This window comes from Bradyrhizobium hereditatis (assembly GCF_020329435.1).
Lineage (GTDB): Bacteria > Pseudomonadota > Alphaproteobacteria > Rhizobiales > Xanthobacteraceae > Bradyrhizobium > Bradyrhizobium hereditatis.
The window spans coordinates 1-18,704 of the sequence record NZ_JAGKJK010000018.1 but is presented as its reverse complement, the minus strand read 5'-3'; the positions used below and the strand labels follow the sequence as shown (position 1 = coordinate 18,704).

Here is an 18,704-nt window from a genome sequence, read left to right as displayed (position 1 = left end):
CAGCTGACGGTTCGCTGGCTGGTCGCTGAAAGCTGAAGCGCCGAAACGACCTCCGTTCCGTTTGAGCAAGTTGGAGCCTATTCGTTCAACATTGATAGAACCATGCGAGCGAGATCAGTCGTCCGTTCCACTAATTGATCTGCGCCAGCCGCTTCGAGCTCATCTCGGCTACCATATCCCCAAAGCACGCCTAGACCGCGCATCTTGACCGCGTGGGCCCCGACAATGTCATACCGTCGATCCCCGACCATAAGACTGTGCGAAGCATCGATATCCTGTTCCGACAGGATATGGGCGAGCAACTCAGGCTTATGATCCAGCTCACCGCCTGGCACTGAGCCGTAGATGCCGTCGAAGTATGTTGCCAGTTTCAGGTTCTGCAAAATGCGCCGGGCAAAGACTTCACGCTTGGACGTAGCCAAGTAGATCCGCAATCCAGCTCGCTGCATGTCCTGCAGCGCGCCGCTGATTCCATCGTAAGGCTTGCTTCCGAGCAGACCGCTTTGGCCATAGTGCTCGCGATAGGCTGCCACAGCTTCACCGATCCGGTCGTCTCCGCGTGCCTGCAGCAAAGCCTGCAACATGTCCTCGAGCGGCGCCCGATGGCGCGCTTTATGTCCTGCGCTTCGCCTGGATCATGTCCGAGCGCTCGCAGTGCGGCTGAGCAGCTTGCGAAAATGCCAGGCTGCGAATCAATTAGCGTTCCGTCGAGGTCCAGTAGTACGGAGCGGGCTGGAGACATGCCCGACCATAGCGGCCGGCAGCAGACCAGTAAACGCCTGCACATTGCAACATCGGCTTTGGATCAATCGCGCCGTTTCCATCGACGCCGTGACAGGATGACGTTTGGCAATGTCGGACGCGCTCCGCGTCGCAGCTCTGCGGATTGGTGTTTATGAGCACGACTGACACCAACGCCGCTCCGGAGGGCTGTCAGGCGCGCATATCGTATGAACCGAGCCCGCGCAGGACCTTGTCTCTTTCCTCCGGCGATATCACCGATACAGGTCTACCCCGGCCAACTCTCTCTTCGAGACATGCCTGTCGGAAGCCAAATCGACAGATCACGCTGTCGAGGCTCTCGTCGTTGCGGCGAAGGCGCCGGCCATGAAACGTCATCCACCTTTCAACCCGATGGACACCCAGGCGGCCCAAACCCGGCAGCCCCAGAAGCTCGTTTCTGGTATGAAGCGATGCAATCTCGAGCAGGTAGTCGATGCGCGTGGCCAACTCCTTGCTGACGAGACCTGCATGCTGGCTGCGAACCAGTATGGTTGCAATCCGCTCTGGCAAATAGCCGTCCGTGGGCTGCTCGACAGTGGCGGATTTTCTCATGGTCAGTTCTACGTTTGAGTCTGCAAATGGCGCCGAAGCGCTTAAGAATGAATCTATCAGCACAACCAGTGTTTGTCGCAACCACACATGGTTACGATTGCTCACGGTTAGATGGATTCTAAGTAACATCGGGTCCGCACGGTGCACAAACACACTCGAAAGTTGCATACGCTTGCGCCCATGTCCCAGCCAACAGACATGACGAACTTCCGAAGGGCTGCACACCAACCGTTCGCCGTAGCGCTTTCGACCAATACTGCAAGCGCCTTCCTCGCTTGGTCGATAGCCGTCAAGTGCACGGCTGCGCAGGAGCGGCTTCACGTGCGGTGCATGCCCGCTGCGGGCTTCGCGCGTCCAATCGAGCCGCTGAAACAAGGAGAGATCGCTCTCTGGCTTGCGAAGGTATCTGCGTTGCAAGATGTCGCTGGCGGCACCGCCGATGCACCCAGTATCGAACAAGCCGCGCAAATGCTCGACGCCGAAGAGACCGAACGTCTGGTGCGGTTCCGCCACCTTGAGGACCGCATGAGCTATCTGGCCGCGCATGCCGGCGCGCGCATGCTGCTTGGGAGACTCATAGATGTACCCGCCAAGACCCTGCGATTTGAACCGTCGGCCCACGGCAAGCCGGCGCTCGTTGCTGGACCTGCGGATTTCGACTTCAGCCTGAGCCATGCGCGAGGCGCCGTAGCCGTTGCAGCGGCCCGCATGTCGATCGGAGTCGATATCGAACCGCTGCGAGAAGTCGATGACATGGCTTCCATCAGCGAAATCGCCCTGGCGGAAGAAGAACGGAAGGTCCTTTGGAGCGCTCCTGCAGCACTGCGATCTCGTCTCTTTCTTCGCTATTGGACCCTCAAAGAGGCCCTGCTCAAAGCCGCCGGCCTCGGATTCACAATACCTCCGAATATTGTGGTCATCGATGCAGGGCCCTCGCCTGCCGTGCTTTCGGTGCCGGACGCACTTGGACCTGCCGGGCAATGGCGGCTGATTGCGTCGGCCGTCTGACGGCTTACGCGATCAGCTCGCGGCGCGAGATGGTCGAGAGCAGCGATTCCGCGATCTCCTGCGAACGCGCGGCAAGGACGGAGAGCAACGTATCGCTGAGGCCGTGCGAAGCTTCCGAGTAGCCCTGGAGATGGATCTGCGGCCGAAATGCCGGGCTGGTGACGAGCCGATAGTTGCGATCCAGCACGCTATCACGAATGTAACGCTGGATCGGCTCCAGAAATGCGTGCGGTGTCTCCCTGTCGTATCCGGTGGCCAGGACGACGGCATCATAGGTCGATCGGCGATTTTCACCTCCGAACTTGTCGACCAGGCTGATCTCGATCCCGTCCGCCCCCACGCCCACGCCCGTTATCTCGCTTCGTGGATACAACGTGACCCTCGGCTCGCCGCCAACGCGCTGCTGGTAGAGCAATCGATACAGTTGATCGAGCAGATCGGAATCGACCACCGCATAATTCGTATTCCGGAAGTTGCGAACGATCGCATCCCGCCGTTCGGAGGGCTGCGCATAGATGAAGTCGGTGTAATCGGGATTGAAAATCTCGTTGACGAACGGGCTGCTGTCGGATGGCTTCAAGGCGTGGCCGCGAAAGATCAGATCGATGCACACATCCGGAAAGCGGCTGTGGAGATCAACCGTCACTTCAGTTGCACTTTGTCCTCCACCGACCACGGCCACCCGCGCTGCCCTGCCATCCAGGCCGGCGCACTCGACCGCGTCCAGATAGCGGCTGGAGTGGAACAATCTGGGATCGCTGGCGATCGCCGCAAACATCTGGGGGACATAGGGCTGCCCTCCCACAGCGACCACCAAATTCCTTGCAAGCCGCACAGTTTCACCGCCGGCAAGCGTCCGCGAATGCACCCGCAAGGACGTCACAGTCTGCCCGGCCGTCACCGGCTCGACGGCGACAATGGTTTCGCCATACGCCGCCTGAGATTTGAACTGGCCGGCAACCCATCGGAGATAATCATTGAACTCAAGCCGGCTCGGATAGAACGTCCGACAGTTGATGAAATCAAGCAAGCGGCCACGTTTGTGCAGATAGTTCACAAAGGTGAACGGGCTGGTCGGGTCGCGCAGCGAAACGAGGTCCTTGAGAAACGAGATCTGCATGTCGCTGCCCGGCAGAAGCATGCCGCCGTGCCAGGTGAAATGCGGCTGCTTTTCCACGAACAACGGCGCGCATTTCAGACGCGACCTTCTGGTGCATTCGTCCAACGCGATCGCAAGCGCAAGATTGGAAGGCCCAAATCCGACGCCGATGACGTCGTGCTCGATCGCAAGCTGGTGAGACATGAAGCTGCGCTCCGTTCGGGCGTTAGGACTTGGCCGCCGAGCCTGGGGCTGCCGGCAGCCAAAGCCGGTCGCCAAAGAAGCGCTCGCGCAGCAGCATGACGAGGGTGGCCCGTTTGTGCGGAAAATCGAAGTTCTTGATTCTTGCGAAGCCCGACACTTCCAGATTGCGGAGCTGCTGCGAATGCGCCGCCGCCGGCTCGCCAACGATGCGCTGCGTCCGGCAATCGTCCAGGAACATGTAGTGCATCAGCGACGGCAGCCAGGCGCTGATGTAGCGGCGCCCGCGATAGGCATCCTCGCCGACGACGACATGCCAGCCGCGGTCGTAGTCGTCGGCATCGTAGAATGGTGCGATGCGATTTTCCTTGGCCCAATAGAGCTCGAAATAGCCGAACGGCTCGTCATCGAAGCAGCCGATCAGCGGCAGCATATGCGGGTCCGCCAGAATGCCGGACAGATAGCGCCGATGCTTTTCGAGATCGCCCGCCTCGTTCCAGAACGCATCGACGCGGGGATCGTTCATCCAGCGATGCAAGAGGTGCAGGTCTTTGTCGAGATCTGCGACGCGGAAGGAGATCACCTCGGCGAGCCAGGGAATGAAGCGGGCGTACACTTTTCCCACAGGCTTGGGCGAGCGACGCGGGTGACGTTTGCCGTCTGTCATCACGTGCAGTTGCGGCATCGGCGGCCGCTCGGCATGGACCAGCCAATTATCCCGGCGTTGCATCACCAGTTCAGGCAGCAGCACAAGCTCCGTTCCCACCATGACCGCGAGGCCATGGTTCATCAGCTCGCGCGCAAGTGATTCTCCGCTGCCCAAGTCCAGCACAAGCCGATCAAGGCTCGGCCGCCAACCGAACATGGCTTCCGCTGCCGCCGACACGGCACGTATCGCGAGATTCAGATCGTCGGGGATATCGGATAGTTTCAGGCGATCCAGCGGCTCGTCGAGGCGCAGACTCATTACAGTCGTGGCGCCTGCGGCAACGCGAAGGTCTCCTCCGCCGTCCTGGACAACCGTCATCGCAGCATGCGGTCCGATCGGAAATGCGCGGGGTCCGATCGCGGAGCTCGAAGCTTTGTTCATCCGGCCCTCGCATCGCAAACGTCATTGCTCAAAACAGAACGCGATCTTCACTCGCGCTAGCGATCTAAAGCACTCCCGCGCAGGATGACAAGGAATGCCAACACACGCAGTTTAGATTCCTTACAAATCTGACAGGACCGCGTCGCGACAGGCATCATATGCTCTCGACGACATACTGCTCGAAAGAGCCTGAACTTCGATTCAAATTTCGGCCGAGAATAAAATAGCTCTAAAGAGACGCGCCGGTTGGAACCGATGACGACTTGATGACGTCATGCACCGTCGCCTCGTCTGCGACGATCTTGCCATGACGAAGTCGCACAAGATGATCCGCCACGCCGAAGTAGCGGTCATCGTGCGAGATCACGATCATCGTCTTGCCCATGCGCTTTAAGTCGGGCAGCAGTTCCGTGTAGAAGATGTGACGGAAGGCGGGATCCTGATCTGCGGCCCACTCGTCGAATACGAGGACCGGCCTCTCCTCCAGCCACGCATTCATCAGCGCCAGCCGCTTGCGCTGACCGGTCGAGAGGTCCGTGGTCGTAAACACGCCGTTCTCGACCGAAACCTTGTGGGCGACCTCCAATCGCTTCAGGTAGCGCTCTGCTACCTCAGGCACCATTCCGGCTCCCTGCAGGAGATCCTCAAACAGGTAATAGTCGGAAAAGATGGTGGTGAAGAGTTGCCGGTAATCATCGCGCGTTTCGGTCACGACGGGCCGGCCATCGCGCAGCAGCGTGCCGCTCTGCGGTGCGTAGAGGCCAAGCAGCAGCTTGATCAGCGTAGTCTTGCCGCTGCCGTTTTCACCGACAATGAAAACGATGTCTCCGCGGCGGACATGCAGGTCAATCGGCCCGAGAACGAATGGCTCGCTGCCCGGCACCGCGCGGAAGCCATACGACACGCCGCGGAGCTCGATCGATTCGATCTTGCCCGATCCATGCGATGCGGTTGATGATGCGGCCAGCAAGTCCTGCTCGGGCGTCGAGAACTGCTCCGAAAGATCGGCGATGCGCCGCATCGCTACTTGCGCGCGCCCCAGGGATGGCAGGATGCCGATGACCTGATCGATAGGCCCCCGCATATAGAGCAGCACCAGGACGAAGCCGCTGGAGACGGCGGCCGGGCTGTCGGGCCAGAGGAACGGCCGCAACGTCAGCGCCACGCCGATCACGACGAAGAACAGCATCGTGCCGAGTGCGCGCGCCGTCACGAACAGGTTGATCGATTTGATCTGCACCGCGCTGATCCGGTCGACGGTACGCTGAAGTTGATCGACATAGACGCGCTGACGGCGCGTGCGATTAAGCCGCAGCTCCTTCGCACCCTCGGCGATCGCGCGATAATGCTTCTGCAGCTCGTCCTCCGAATAGCGGGCAGCGTTGAAACCCTGAACGCCCCGTGTCCGCGCAAATGCATGCGCGAGTGAACCGAGGACGATGACCAGACCGGTGATCAGAAACAGCGGCCACGACAGCACCGCCAGATAGACCATGCAGCCGAGTGTGATGATGAGGGACACGAAGAAGGAAGAGAAGAAGAACGCGAAATCGCTGATCGTATCGACATCCTGCGTGAGAACAGGAATCAGGCGATGCGTTCGATAGATTTCGAGCTGGTCGATCGGGGCCGCCAGGATTTTCGCAGCAAGCGACTTGCGAAGCTCGGCAATGATCCGCTGTCCAACATAGTTGGCACTGATATCGGCGCCGATGGAGCCGATCAGGATCAACAGACACAGGCCGGCAAATGCGAAGAGCAGGGTTGCGACGTCGCCTTGCGTGGCATAGAGCCCGCGGTTGACGACCGCAAGCAACCCCGCAACGCTGGCGCCACCGACCACGCCGAGCACGATGCCGCCGAGCACGATAGGCCAGTATGGCCGCAGGAGATGCAGGATCTGCGCCGTCAGGCCGCTTCGTGGATTCATCATGAGTGCCGCGCGCTGGAGTAGAGCAGAAAGCGAACCTACACGGCCCGTCGCGATACGAACAGCCTTGCCGGTGTGATGCGAATACATGATGGCAGCATCACTATTCCAGAGCTTATTTTTCAGCCTTTTTCGATGGATTCTAATTTGTGATCGGCAATGCCTTTAATAAAATGAGACTAGTACCGCCTTTGCATTGCAGCCAATGAGCGAGTAGGACTTGGATCCAGCCGCTGTGTCGGGCCGCGATATCCGAAAAATCGAAGCGCTTGCAGGCCAGCATCGGACAGGCCCGACTGGAGAATGACTTTGGATTCGCTTATCTCCGAAACCCGCATCGCGCTTCCCGATGCCGCCGGCCTCGCTGCGCGGATGATCGATCATCTGGCCGAGCATGACATCGCCTTTGAGGACCGGGACGGTCTCATGGTGGCGAAACTGCCGTTTGGAACCAGCTCGCTTGCCGTCGAGGCAGCGGCGCTGAAGATTCGCGTCGAAGCCAACGACAAAGGCAACCTCGAAATGCTGCGCTCGGTCGTTGCCTCACACGTGATCGAGTTCGCTGGCGACGAAGCACCGACCATCGTCTGGTCCGGCCATGAATCGAATGGCGGCACGTTGGCGAACTTCCGCGAAGTTCGGCTGAAGGCAGCGATTGACCTGACGCCGCGCATGCGCCGTCTGACGTTCACCGGCGATGACATCGCGCGTTTCGTGAACGATGACGACCTGCATGTCCGCCTGTATTTCCCGCCCGAAGGCCTCGCAAAGCCCGAATGGCCGTGGCCTGCGCCGGACGGGCGTATCCTGTGGCCGGAACCCGACCGCAGACCTGTCACCCGCTACTACACGATCCGCCGCATCGATCCGCAGGCCTGCGAGATCGACATCGATTTCGTGGTCCATGATCAGGCCGGTCCCGGCTCGGCATTCGCGGTCAACGCGCAAGGCGGCGCCATTTGCGGCATGGCCGGCCCGCTCGGGCGAAGCATTCGCCCCGCGCGCTGGCTGTTGCTGGCGGGCGATGAAACCGCCCTGCCCGCCATCGCCCGAATTCTCGAGACGCTGCCGGCAACGGCAACGGGTGAAGTCTTCATCGAAGTCGCCGACCACCTCGAGGAGGTTCCGCTGGCCGCGCCCGCCGGCGTATCGATCCGCTGGCTTCATCGTGGCGACCGTCCGGCCGGGACCACGCAGCTATTGGTCGATGCCGTCAAGGCGGTGCGATGGCCTGACCATCGCGACCTCTTTGCATGGGTCGCGTGCGAAGCACAGGCGCTGAAGGCGCTGCGAAACCATCTGCGCGACGAGCGAAAGCTCTCCCGCGAGCAGCATCTGGCGGTCGCGTATTGGAGCTTGCGCCAGCCATGAGATCCCGACACGCGCAGAGCGGCGAGACGGCGCTCGCCTCGCACGGCATCGCTGGCATATTTTCATGCACGTAGTACGGCCAACCGAAATCGCGCAAGCCGCGCCCGATGCGCCGGAACCCTTGTTCGAACTGGACCGGGCCGGCTTCGCCGTGGCCGGGCGCGCGCTGCTCGAACCGCTCACGCTCTCCCTTCCGTCGCGCAGCGTCGTCGGCCTGATCGGGCACAATGGCTCCGGCAAATCGACCTTGCTGAAATTGCTGGCGCGCCAGCAGCCAAGCTCGTCCGGCACGATCCGCTTCGAAGGGCGCGGGTTGCGCGAATGGAGCGATCGGGAATACGCCCGCAAGGTCGCCTATCTCCCGCAGCAGACGCCGCCCGCCGCCGGCATGCTGGTCAAGGAGCTGGTTGCGCTCGGCCGCTATCCCTGGCATGGCGCGCTCGGCCGGTTTGGCGACAGCGACCGCGACAAGGTCGCGGAGGCCATGGCGCTGACCCACATCGAGCCGTTTGCGGATCGGCTGGTCGATACATTGTCGGGCGGCGAGCGTCAGCGGGTCTGGATCGCCATGCTGGTTGCGCAGGACGCCGAATGCCTGCTGCTCGACGAGCCGACCTCGGCGCTCGACATCGCCCATCAGATCGAAGTTCTATCGCTTGTGAAGCAGCTCGCCCGCGAGCGCAATCTCGGCGTGGTCGTCGTGCTCCATGACGTCAATATGGCGGCGCGCTTCTGCGACGAGATCATCGCCTTGCATTCCGGCAAGCTGATTGCCCGCGGCACCCCGGACAAGATCATGACGCCGGCCGAGCTCGAAACCATCTACGGCATTCCGATGGGCGTGATGCCGTCGCCGGATCACGGCCATCTCATCAGCTTCGCGCGGTGAGCACGTAACTCAGTCGCATTTCCCGCGTGACGTCATCCGCGCTGCGGGCGCAATAGCCAGATAAGATAAGGCCCCGCGAGCATCATCGCGAAAATGCCGGCCGGCATCTGGAACGGAAATATCACCATGCGACCGGCCCAATCCGCAAACACCATCAGGATAGCGCCGATCAGCGCGGCCAGCGCTGCCTGATGAAGCGCGCGTTGCGCGCCCATCATCCGCGCCATATGCGGCGCGATGAATCCGACCAGGCTCAGCAGCCCTACCATCAGCGTCGCCGTCGCTGTCAGCAAAGCCGTGAGCAGCATGATAATGATTCGGCTTCTCGCCAGCGAAATGCCCACCGAGCGCGACGCCGCCGGGCCGAGCGGCAGAATGTCGAGCCAGCGTGACAGCATCGGCACCATGACCAGCAGAATCAGCGCCGCGGCGGCAAGGACCAAGGCTTCGGCCGGACCGATCTGATACAGCGATCCCGTAAGCAGTGACAACAGCATGCCGACGCGCGGATCGCCGGTTGCCAAAGCCATGGCTATGATCGCGCCGAACGCCGCGCTCATGGCGACGCCGGCCAGCAGCACACGCTCCGGGCTGAATTCCGACCGCCGGCTGAATAGTAGTACCAGCGCCAGCACGATGAAGGCGCCGATCCCGCCCGCCGCAATCTGCGCCAACCGCGTGTGAGCGGGAAAGAGATAGAGCAGAACGATCACGCCCATCGCGGCGCCATAGCTGATGCCCATCACCTCAGGCGCGGCCATCGGATTTCCGGTCATGCGCTGCAGCAGCGTGCCGGCAACGGCGAGCGTTGCGCCTGCCGCCAGCGCCGATACCACGCGCGGCCAGCGCCATGGCCAAAATTCCTGGATGCCGGCAAGGCCGCTCCAGCGCCAGCCCTCGGAGCCGACCCCGACCGCAAGCGCGATCCAGACGACTAACAGCAGCAAGGCGAGCGCGAACAGAACCACCCGCCACGGATGATCGAGACGTGGTGGAACGGATGGCGTGAGGTTTCCCACCAGCACAGTGGCGCGTAGCCGCGGCAGCAACACAAGCAACATCGGCGCACCGATCAGGGCTGTCACCGCGCCAGCCGGCATTTCGCGATAGCCGGGCGGGATCAGCAGCACAAGCTGGTCCGTCAGCCACAGCAGCAGCGCGCCGCAAAGTGGCGCCCAGATCAGCCGGTCACGAAACCGGCGCGCTCCTGACAGCATGACGATGGCCGGCGCGGCAAGCCCCACAAAGCCCATGACGCCGACCACGCTGACAACCGAAGCGCTGAGCGCGATGGCGATGGCCAGCGCGCAGACCCGCGCTCTCGTCAATCCGAGGCCGAGATTGCGCGCGGTCTCGTCATCGAAGCCGAGCAAGGTCAGCGGGCGGACCATCGCCGCGATCAGCACGAAGGAAATGAGCAATCGCGGCGCCAGGAACGTCACGTTGTTCCAGTCCTGCTGATTGAGGAAACCGGCGCCCCAGATGAACAGACCGATCAGGTATTCGTGGTTGAGCAACACCAGCGCCTGGGTCGTCACAGCGCAGTAGTAACTGACGATCAATCCGGCCAGGACCAACACGACCGGCGACAGTGCGCGCTTCCAGGTAAGTCCAAACACGCACAGAAAGGCAGCGAACCCGCCGGCCAACGCAATCCATTCGCGGCCGAGGGCAAGCAGCGATGGTGCCCATAGCGTTGTTATGGCCAGCGCGAGATAGGCGCCGTTCAAGACACCGAGGGTGCTCGGTTCAGCGAGCGGATTGCGCAGCACCTGCTGACAGACGGTGCCGGCCAGACCAAGCGCCGCGCCAGCTAGCAGCGCTACTGCGATGCGTGGAAAAACGGTGTAGTGCACGAGCATCTGCTGCGGATCGTTGATCTCGGGCCGCCACAGCACCGGCAGCCATGCGCCGGCCGGCAGATGTCCCGACAGATGCCGCCACGTCAGCGCAAAAGCCGCCGCAAACAGCAAGCCGATCAGCGCCGCCGGATGCATCTCGATCCCGGACCGGACAGGCAGCGCGTCAACCTTGCTCATTGTTTTCCTGCGGCAAACGTTCGGCGAGCAGACGTGCGAAGCGTTCGACTGCCGGCACACCACCATAGAAGAATTGATTGCCCAGGACCGTGAGCCGTCCCGACCGTAGGAACGGCAGCGTCCGCAGCACCGGGCTAGCCTTGAGCAGTGCTTCGATATCGGCAACGCGCGAGCTCAACAGAACGAGTCGCGCGTCGGGTACCGCGGCGAGCACTTCAAGGCCGACGCTGGTGTGCCCCCACGGGCCACTCTGCCCGGTCCAGGCATTCTGCAAGCCGAACTGGCTGAGCACCTCCTGATAGAGGCTGTTCGGACCGAACACGAGCGCACGGTTACGCGCGATTTCGCTGACGAGATAGAGCGGCTTGCCGCCGCGGCCCCGAAGCTGTTCGCGATAACCTGTCATGGCGACATCGAAGCGCGCGAGATAGGCTTCGCACGCGGCCTGCACGCCGAGACGCTGCGCCAGTTTCATCGTCGAACGGCGTGCTGTCTCCAAGGGATGCCCGCCGGGTTTGAAAATCGTGAAGACCTCGACCGGCGCGATCAGTTTGAGCCGGGGCATGGCGGCCGTGATGCTGGGATCGATGATGACGATGTCAGGCGCCAAGCTCTGCAGCAGTTCGAGATTTGGCTCCGAACGAAGGCCGATTTCCTGAACGCTTGACGGGACAGCCGGCTCGATGACGAGCCTGCCGTAGCGCTCGATCTCCGGAACGACCAGCGGCATGACGCCGAGCGCCAATACCGTCTGCGCACAGGCCCAGCCGAGCGCGGCAACACGGGGACCCGATTGCGATCCAGCGGTCTGCGCAAATGCCATCGGCAAAGCACCGGCAAGCGCTGCGCCGCCGATACCCGCGCCCGCCTTCAGAAGCGCGCGGCGAGACAGCCTGTAGTCGGGAATAAACGTGCTCATGAAATCCGGCTCAAGAACGCCTTGCAGCGAGGCCTCGGAGGGTGACAGTCACGACATACCTTCATTCGCATGGCATTTCCATATCAGGCCGCCTTTTCGCCCGCGGCACGAAAAGCCTTGGCCAGTCCCTGGCCGATCGCCGCCCGCGCCTGCAACGCATCGGCCACGACATTTCCCATGCGCAGGAATTCATGGATCATGCCCGGATAGATCTGCAGATCGACGGCAACGCCGGCCGCGCGGAGTTTTGCTGCGTAGTCGCGCCCCTCATCGACCAGGGGATCAAATTCGGCGAGCACGATGAGCGCGGGGGGCAGCCCTGCGAGATCTTTCGCGGCGAGCGGCGCAAAGCGCCAGTCGTCGCGGTCGCTATCGTCGCGGAGATATTGCTGGAAGAACCAGTCGACGGTGCTGCGTTCCAGGAGATAGCCGGAACCATATCGTTCGTACGAATCGGACGTCTGCCGGGAGCTCAGGCCTGGATAGGCGAGAACCTGAAGCAAAGGCAGCGGCAGGCTTCGGTTCGCCCTGGCCTCGATGGCGAGCGCAGCGGCAAGCGTGCCGCCGGCGCTATCCCCGCCTACCGCGACGCGGCCGGCATCCATTCCCGCCGCGAGCCCATCGCGACCGATCCAGGCCAGCGCATCGACGGCATCCTCGAAGGCGGTCGGAAACTTGTATTCCGGCGCAAGCCGATAGCCGATCGACAGTACGGCCGCACCGCTATCTTCGACGAGCCCGCGGCACAAGGGCTGATGTGAATCGAGGCTTCCGACGACAAAGCCGCCGCCATGCATATAGAGAAGAACCGGCGCTGGATTGCGATTGTTTGGCTCCTCCTTCGCGTAAAGCCGCGCCTCGATCGTCGCGCCATCACGCGTCGGCAGCGAGAGCTGACGCTCGTAGCCAAGCGCTGGTGGATCGACATCAAGCAGCGGCGAAGATGCGTCGAAATCGGCCCGCGCCTGCACGGCCGTCAGTTGCGGAAACGGAATGCGTGCACCGCTTTCGGTGCCGGCCTGGACCATCTCAAGCAGCGCAGCGATGTCTGGATGAAGGTTCATGCGAATGTTCACTCCGCAGGTTCCGGAACGGAGTCCTGCGATGTCGTCGATGCCGTTTCCGGCACGAGCAGGCCGCAGAGCTCGTCTAGCAGGCGCGCATCCCTGAGAATCGTGAAATGATTGTCGCCAACGACACCGCGATCGACAGCGTCAGGTAGTTGCGTTTCCAGCCGATCGCGCTGTGTCAGTCGGCTGGATGTCCACCAGCACGATGGCCTTGCCGCAAGACGGCACGGTGGCGCTGCGTTCTGCGTCAGATTCTTCAGGTGCCGTCCGACGACAAAAGCGCCGACCAGGTCGTCGACACCGAGCAGTGTGTCTTCCGTCGATGCTTCCTGCCCCCTTACCTGTTCGACCACATGCCGGATGCTCTCGGATGTTTCCGGCAGGTCAGCGCGTTTGGCTGCTTCGACCTGCGAACTGATGCGAGGGGCCGCAGATTGCGGAAGAACGGCCGACAGCAATCCAGCGAGATCATCGCTCCAGTGAACGTGCACTTCGTGCCGCTTCGATTCGCCTTGCTGTTTCAGCACGAAGCTGTCGACCAAAGCGAGGCAATCCACGCGTTCACCAGAACGTTCCAGTTCGGCGGCGACAAGAGTGACAAGAAGACCACCGAGCGACCAGCCGACCAAACTATAGGGACCATGCGGCTGTGCCTGCCTGATCTCGCTCGCATAGTCCGCCGCCATTGCTTCGAGCGACCGATCGACCAGCATTCTGGACTGCAGCCCGATCACCTGCCGGCGTCCTTCAAGACGACGCGCCAGCGGCCCGTAGTCGAAGACGGTGCCGAAACCGCCATGTACGCAGAAAACCGGCTGCGCACCACGAACCACAGTATTCAGCGGCAGCAGCGCCGAAGGCGGCGGCGCGGCGGCAGACGCCGTACTATCCGTATTCGCGAGCAGCGCGCGGATCGTCGGCTTCTGCAGGAGATCGCGCAGCTTGATCTCGATGCCGAACGTCTTGTCCTGCCGCACCCGTGCAACGACCTTGAGACTGAGAATCGAATTGCCGCCGAGCTCGAAGAAATTATCGGTGACGCCGACCTGCGGCACCTTGAGAATATCGGCCCACAGCCGCGCCATCGCGGTTTCGGACGGCCCTTGCGGGGCAACGAAGCTCCGAATAGCCGTGTCAGGCGCCGGCAACGCGCGCCGGTCAACCTTGCCGCTCGACAATAACGGCAGCCGCTCCAGCACCATGATCCTCGCCGGCACCATGTAGGCCGGCAGGATATCCTTCAAGAACGAGGTTAATCTTTCGGCCAGAGCTTCGGCAGCGGCTCCCGACGCGTCCTTTGCCGCCTTCGGCGCGACATAGGCAGCGAGCTGGCTTCCAGCCGCGCCCGGCAGCGCCACCACTGCCGCCTGTTCGATCTCCTTGTGGCGAAGCAGCGAGCTCTGGATTTCTCCAAGCTCGATCCGGAAACCGTTGATCTTTACCTGATCGTCGCTGCGGCCGAGATACTCGACGGTGCCGTCTTCACGCCATCGCGCGAGGTCACCGGTCCGGTATAGCCGAACTCCCGGCACCGCAGAGAATGGATCGGGCACGAAACGCTCGGCGGTCATGCCCGCCTTGCTGTGATAGCCGCGCGCCAGCCCAAACCCGCCGAGGTAAAGTTCGCCGGCGACCCCCGCGGGAACGATGTTGAGCGCCCCATCGAGAATGTAGGCGCGGCGGTCGCCAACCGGCACGCCAATCGGCGCATACGGCGTCTCGCATTCGCCAGCGCCATCGACCTTCCAGACCAGCGGCGTGACGACGGTCTCTGTCGGACCGTAGCCGTTGATCAGGATGCGCGGCTTCAGAACACGCCTGACCTTGTCGAAGCCCGCCTTCGGCATCGCTTCGCCGCCGAACGAGTAGAGCTTGACCGGTGGCGGATTGCCTGTCTGCTCGACGGATTCCGCGACCTGTTGCAAATAGGCCGGCGGCAAGCCGATATGGCTGACGCGCTGCGCATGCAGATTCTCGACCGTCTGCTCCGGCGTCCATAATTCACCGTCACGCATCAGTAGCCGCGCGCCATGCGACAGGACCGTCAGCCAGCGTTCATGGGCGCCGTCGAAGGCCAGCGACAGGAAATGCAGCTCACACGAACTCTCATCGATCTCGTAAAGGCTGCCGGTGGCGTGGCAATGCATGGCGAGCGGCCCATGGGCGACTGCGACGCCCTTTGGCGTCCCTGTCGAGCCGGAGGTGTAGATCAGGTAAGCAAGATTATCGCAATGCAGCTGCGGTCGCGGCGCGTGATCCGGTCCCACATCGAAATCGAATGTGGATAGCGAAATTCTTGCAACACCGCTTCCTTCGACCTCGAGCTGCCCTGTTAGCAGGAACGCGATGCCGGCATCGCGCATGACGAACGCGCGCCGCTCGGACGGAAGTTCCGGATCGAGCGGAACGTACGCCCCACCCGCCTTCAGGACGGCCAGCAGCGCGATCATCGTCGCTTCGGTTCGTTCGACCACGACACCGACGCGCTGTTCGGGCAGGAGGCCTCGGGCGATCAGGTGATGAGCAAGGCGATTGGCCTTACTGTCGAGCGTTCCGAATGAGAGCACGTTGCCGCCGATGGTAAGCGCCGTCCGTCCAGGATGACGCTGTGCGTGAGCGCTGATTGCCTCATGCACCAGCGGCAATGGCGTTGCCGATATGGCGTGGCGATTGCAATTTTCGGCGAGACTTGCGTCGATCGCTGTCACCGGATCGATGCTGCCAAGCAACACCGACGCGTCACGCGTCAGCGCGGCCAAGAGATGCTCGAACTGCGCCTTGATTTGCGCCGCCTGCGCCGCCGTAAAGTGGCTCGGCATATAGGTGTATTCGATCTGGAGCGTGTCCTCGACGAGCACCGAGAGGTCCATCGGATAGTTCGTGACATCGACATTCCTGAGGCCGCTGAACTGCAGCGAACCGTCCGCCGTGTGCATGCTGCGTTCGATCGGATAATTCTCGAACACGACGATGCTGTCGAACATCGCCTGGCCGGCGCGGCCAGCCCAGCCCTGGATATCGTAAAGCGGCGTATGCTCGTAGTCGCGGATCCCCGCATTGCGATCCTGCAACGCCCGCAGCCATTCTCCGATCGTGCTCGTGAGCGACGGCGTTTCAATCACAGGCAGCGTGTTGATGAAGAGCCCGAGCATCTGCTGCGATCCGTCGAGGGCAGCCGGACGGCCGGCGACGGTGACGCCAAACGTCACAGTCTGCTGGCCGGTATAGCGTTGCAGCAGCAGCGTCCACACGCCCTGAATGATGGTGTTGAGCGTGATCCGCTCACGGCGCGCGAACGCCTTCAGCGTCGCGGTCGCCGCCTCGCCTAGCCGCGTGTAGCAGCGCTCATGACCGGATGCGTCGTGCCGGCGCGAGCCGAAGGCATCAGCCAGTTGTGTCGGCTCGTCGAAGGCCTTGAGCTGTTCGCGCCAGAAACTTTCGGCAGCCTTGGCGTCCTGCGCCACGAGCCATGCGATGTAATCGCGGTAACGCGTCGGGTTCGCTGCGAGCGCGTCGCCATAATAGCGTTGCAGAACTTCCCCGACGAATCTTGCCGAACTCCAGCCATCCATCAGGATGTGATGGTAGGTCCAGATCAACCGATAGAGATCGTCCTCAAAGCGCAATAGCCGCACGCGTTGCAGCGGCGGCGTCGAGAGATCGAACTCGGCGGTGCGTTCACCGGCAAGCGCCGCTGCAATCCGTTCGTCGCTGATCGCTTGTCCGCGCCAGTCTTCCTGTTCGAACGGCGCGACGGCGTCGCGATAGACGACTTGCAGCGGAGATCCGGAAAGCTCGCGCCACAGGAAGCCGGTCCGGAGCATCTGATGACGCGCGGTCACTTCGCGCCACGCGCTGCTGAGGCGTTCAGCATCAAGTCCGCGGATCTCGACGCTAACCTGGTTGACGTAAACGCCGCTGCCGGCATCGCGCAGGCTATGGAACAGCATGCCCTGCTGCATCGGTGATAGCGGGTAGATGTCCTCGATGCGGCTCCAGTCGAGATCAAGCCGTTCGAGCTGTTCGCTGGATAGACCCGCGAGCGAACCGCGCTCTGTTGTCGTTCTCTCCTCGGCTGCGCCGACGTCGCGGGATAGCGCCGCAAGCGCCTTGATCGTCTGATGCCGGAAGACATCGCGCGGCTCGATCAACACGCCTTCGCGGCGTGCGCGGCTCACCATCTGCAACGATATGATCGAGTCCCCGCCGAGCTCGAAGAAATTGTCGGTGACGCCGACTTTTGGCTGCCGCAGCAGGTCGGCCCAGATCGCGGCGAGCTTGGCCTCGGCCGGCGTGCGCGGCGCAACGTGCTCGGCTGACGCCGCGAGCTGATCCGGCGCTGGCAGCGCCTTGCGGTCGATCTTGCCGTTCGGCGTCAGCGGCAGCCGGTCCAGCACCGTGATCCGCGCCGGCACCATGTAATCCGGCAGCACCGACGACAGTTTTGTCTTGAGCGCGGCGGCATCCAGCGATGCTTCGCCACTGACATAGCCGACGAGCTGACGGCCAGCGCCAGCCTCGCGCGCCACCACCACCGCCGCGCGCACGCCATCCTGTTCGAGCAGCCGCGCCTCGATCTCGCCGAGCTCGATCCGGAAACCGCGGATCTTCACCTGGTGGTCGGCGCGGCCGAGATAGTCGAGCACGCCGTCGGACCGCCACCGCGCCACGTCGCCGGTGCGGTAGAGCCGCGCCCCCGACGGGCCAAACGGATCGGGGATGAAGCGCTCCGCCGTCAGCGCGCCGCGCCGCCAATAGCCGCGCGCCAAACCTTCACCGCCGATATAGAGCTCGCCGGCGACGCCGACCGGCGCGAGGTTGAGGTCGCTATCCAGAATGTGCAGCGTGGTGTTGCCGACCGGGCCGCCCAGCAGCGGACGATCATTCTCGGCATCGAGGCGGTGACGGGCCGACCACACCGTGGTCTCGGTCGGGCCGTACAGGTTCCAGACCTCGCCGGCCTGCGCCACCAGCCGCCGCGCCAGATCCGGCGGCAGCGCCTCGCCGCCGCACAGCACCCGGCAGCTTGCCGGCAGCGACGGGCCGTCATGGTCGAGCAGCATCCGCCAGGTCGACGGTGTGGCCTGGACCAGCGTCACGCCCTGCTTGGCGACCATCGCCTTGAGCCGGGATGGATCATGCGCGGCCGCGCGATCCGCCAGCACCACCTGCGCGCCCAGTGTCAGCGGCAGCCACAGCTCCAGCACCGCGATGTCGAACGACAGCGAGGTCAGGCCGAGCACGCGATCCGTGGCCGTCATGCCCGGCTGCTCCGCCATGGTCGCCAGAAAATTCGTCACCGCGTCGTGGCGGACCATCACGCCCTTCGGGATTCCGGTCGAACCCGAGGTGTAGATCACATAGGCGAGGCTCTCGGGATGCACGGCGACATCAAGGTTGCCGGCATCATCACCCTCGCCTTCCTTCTCATTGAGCAGCCAGGCCTCGGCGCCGGTCTCCTTCAGCGCCGGCGAGAACTGATCGAGCAGCGCCTGCTGCGTCAGCACCAGCGCCGCGCCGCTGTCGCGCAGCATGTGCGCCAGCCGTTCCCGCGGATACTCCGGATCGAGCGGCAGATAGGCGCCGCCGGCCTTCAGCACCGCCAATAGCGCGACCATCATCTCGACGCCGCGGTCGAGCGCCAGCCCGACGACGACATCGGCTCCGACTCCGCGCTCCCGCAGCCGCCGCGCCAGCCGGTTGGCCCGCGCATTCAACGCGGCGTAGCTCAGCTCCGCATCGCCAAACACCAG

Annotated in this window: 11 protein-coding genes and 1 pseudogene; 3 read left to right on the top strand and 9 right to left on the bottom strand. The window is 62.8% G+C overall.

What is annotated here, in order from left to right; all coding sequences use genetic code 11:
* Positions 1-77 precede the first annotated feature (77 nt).
* Together J6524_RS30810 and J6524_RS30805 are read right to left on the bottom strand one after the other, a co-directional pair.
* Positions 78-742 (bottom strand): annotated as a pseudogene (locus J6524_RS30810) (HAD hydrolase-like protein).
* 191 nt (positions 743-933) lie between these two features.
* A complete protein-coding gene (locus J6524_RS30805) occupies positions 934-1,335 on the bottom strand; it encodes a hypothetical protein (RefSeq protein ID WP_225677657.1) in 402 nt (133 codons plus the stop codon).
* 330 nt (positions 1,336-1,665) lie between these two features.
* Between J6524_RS30805 and J6524_RS30800 the strand changes: the two genes are divergently transcribed.
* Entirely contained in the window at positions 1,666-2,343 is a 678-nt protein-coding gene (locus J6524_RS30800) for a 4'-phosphopantetheinyl transferase family protein (RefSeq protein WP_225677655.1), read from the top strand.
* Positions 2,344-2,347: 4 nt separating this feature from the next.
* On the opposite strand, the gene J6524_RS30795 is transcribed toward J6524_RS30800, so the two are convergent.
* The 3 genes from J6524_RS30795 to J6524_RS30785 form a co-directional block, all read right to left on the bottom strand.
* Positions 2,348-3,646 carry a lysine N(6)-hydroxylase/L-ornithine N(5)-oxygenase family protein gene (locus J6524_RS30795; RefSeq protein ID WP_225677654.1) on the bottom strand — a complete coding sequence of 433 codons (1,299 nt, stop codon included), beginning with the start codon at positions 3,644-3,646 and terminating at the stop codon, positions 2,348-2,350.
* A gap of 22 nt (positions 3,647-3,668) precedes the next feature.
* Positions 3,669-4,733 carry a GNAT family N-acetyltransferase gene (locus tag J6524_RS30790; protein ID WP_225677652.1) on the bottom strand — a complete coding sequence of 355 codons (1,065 nt, stop codon included), beginning with the start codon at positions 4,731-4,733 and terminating at the stop codon, positions 3,669-3,671.
* A 229-nt stretch (positions 4,734-4,962) separates the two neighbouring features.
* A complete protein-coding gene (locus J6524_RS30785) occupies positions 4,963-6,666 on the bottom strand; it encodes a cyclic peptide export ABC transporter (RefSeq protein ID WP_225677651.1) in 1,704 nt (567 codons plus the stop codon).
* A gap of 306 nt (positions 6,667-6,972) precedes the next feature.
* On the opposite strand from J6524_RS30785, the gene J6524_RS30780 reads away from it, so the two are divergent.
* Positions 6,973-8,034 carry a siderophore-interacting protein gene (locus J6524_RS30780; RefSeq protein ID WP_225677649.1) on the top strand — a complete coding sequence of 354 codons (1,062 nt, stop codon included), beginning with the start codon at positions 6,973-6,975 and terminating at the stop codon, positions 8,032-8,034.
* A 64-nt stretch (positions 8,035-8,098) separates the two neighbouring features.
* A complete protein-coding gene (locus tag J6524_RS30775; protein ID WP_225677647.1) occupies positions 8,099-8,923 on the top strand; it encodes an ATP-binding cassette domain-containing protein in 825 nt (274 codons plus the stop codon).
* Between the two features lie 32 nt (positions 8,924-8,955).
* Here the strand turns inward: J6524_RS30775 and fhuB are convergent, their stop codons facing one another.
* The 4 genes from fhuB to J6524_RS30755 all read right to left on the bottom strand — a co-directional run.
* Positions 8,956-10,962 carry a Fe(3+)-hydroxamate ABC transporter permease FhuB gene (gene fhuB / locus J6524_RS30770; protein WP_225677646.1) on the bottom strand — a complete coding sequence of 669 codons (2,007 nt, stop codon included), beginning with the start codon at positions 10,960-10,962 and terminating at the stop codon, positions 8,956-8,958.
* Complete coding sequence (locus J6524_RS30765) at positions 10,949-11,881, bottom strand: ABC transporter substrate-binding protein (RefSeq protein ID WP_225677645.1); 933 nt, start codon at positions 11,879-11,881, stop codon at positions 10,949-10,951. Before J6524_RS30765 ends, fhuB begins: the two co-directional genes overlap by 14 nt.
* An 83-nt stretch (positions 11,882-11,964) precedes the next feature.
* Entirely contained in the window at positions 11,965-12,945 is a 981-nt protein-coding gene (locus tag J6524_RS30760; protein ID WP_225677644.1) for an alpha/beta hydrolase, read from the bottom strand.
* Positions 12,946-12,953: 8 nt separating this feature from the next.
* Positions 12,954-18,704: non-ribosomal peptide synthetase (locus J6524_RS30755; RefSeq protein ID WP_225677643.1), on the bottom strand; the 5,751-nt coding region annotated here is incomplete at its 5' end.

What these genes read in the sequence shown, in the direction of transcription:
- J6524_RS30800 (WP_225677655.1), top strand. Translation starts at nt 1,666, where the DNA reads ATGCCCGCTGCGGGCTTCGCGCGTCCAATCGAGCCGCTGAAACAAGGA.
- J6524_RS30760 (WP_225677644.1), bottom strand. Translation starts at nt 12,945, where the DNA reads ATGAACCTTCATCCAGACATCGCTGCGCTGCTTGAGATGGTCCAGGCC.
- J6524_RS30805 (WP_225677657.1), bottom strand. Translation starts at nt 1,335, where the DNA reads ATGAGAAAATCCGCCACTGTCGAGCAGCCCACGGACGGCTATTTGCCA.
- J6524_RS30775 (WP_225677647.1), top strand. Translation starts at nt 8,099, where the DNA reads ATGCACGTAGTACGGCCAACCGAAATCGCGCAAGCCGCGCCCGATGCG.
- J6524_RS30765 (WP_225677645.1), bottom strand. Translation starts at nt 11,881, where the DNA reads ATGAGCACGTTTATTCCCGACTACAGGCTGTCTCGCCGCGCGCTTCTG.
- fhuB (WP_225677646.1), bottom strand. Translation starts at nt 10,962, where the DNA reads ATGAGCAAGGTTGACGCGCTGCCTGTCCGGTCCGGGATCGAGATGCAT.
- J6524_RS30795 (WP_225677654.1), bottom strand. Translation starts at nt 3,646, where the DNA reads ATGTCTCACCAGCTTGCGATCGAGCACGACGTCATCGGCGTCGGATTT.
- J6524_RS30790 (WP_225677652.1), bottom strand. Translation starts at nt 4,733, where the DNA reads ATGAACAAAGCTTCGAGCTCCGCGATCGGACCCCGCGCATTTCCGATC.
- J6524_RS30785 (WP_225677651.1), bottom strand. Translation starts at nt 6,666, where the DNA reads ATGATGAATCCACGAAGCGGCCTGACGGCGCAGATCCTGCATCTCCTG.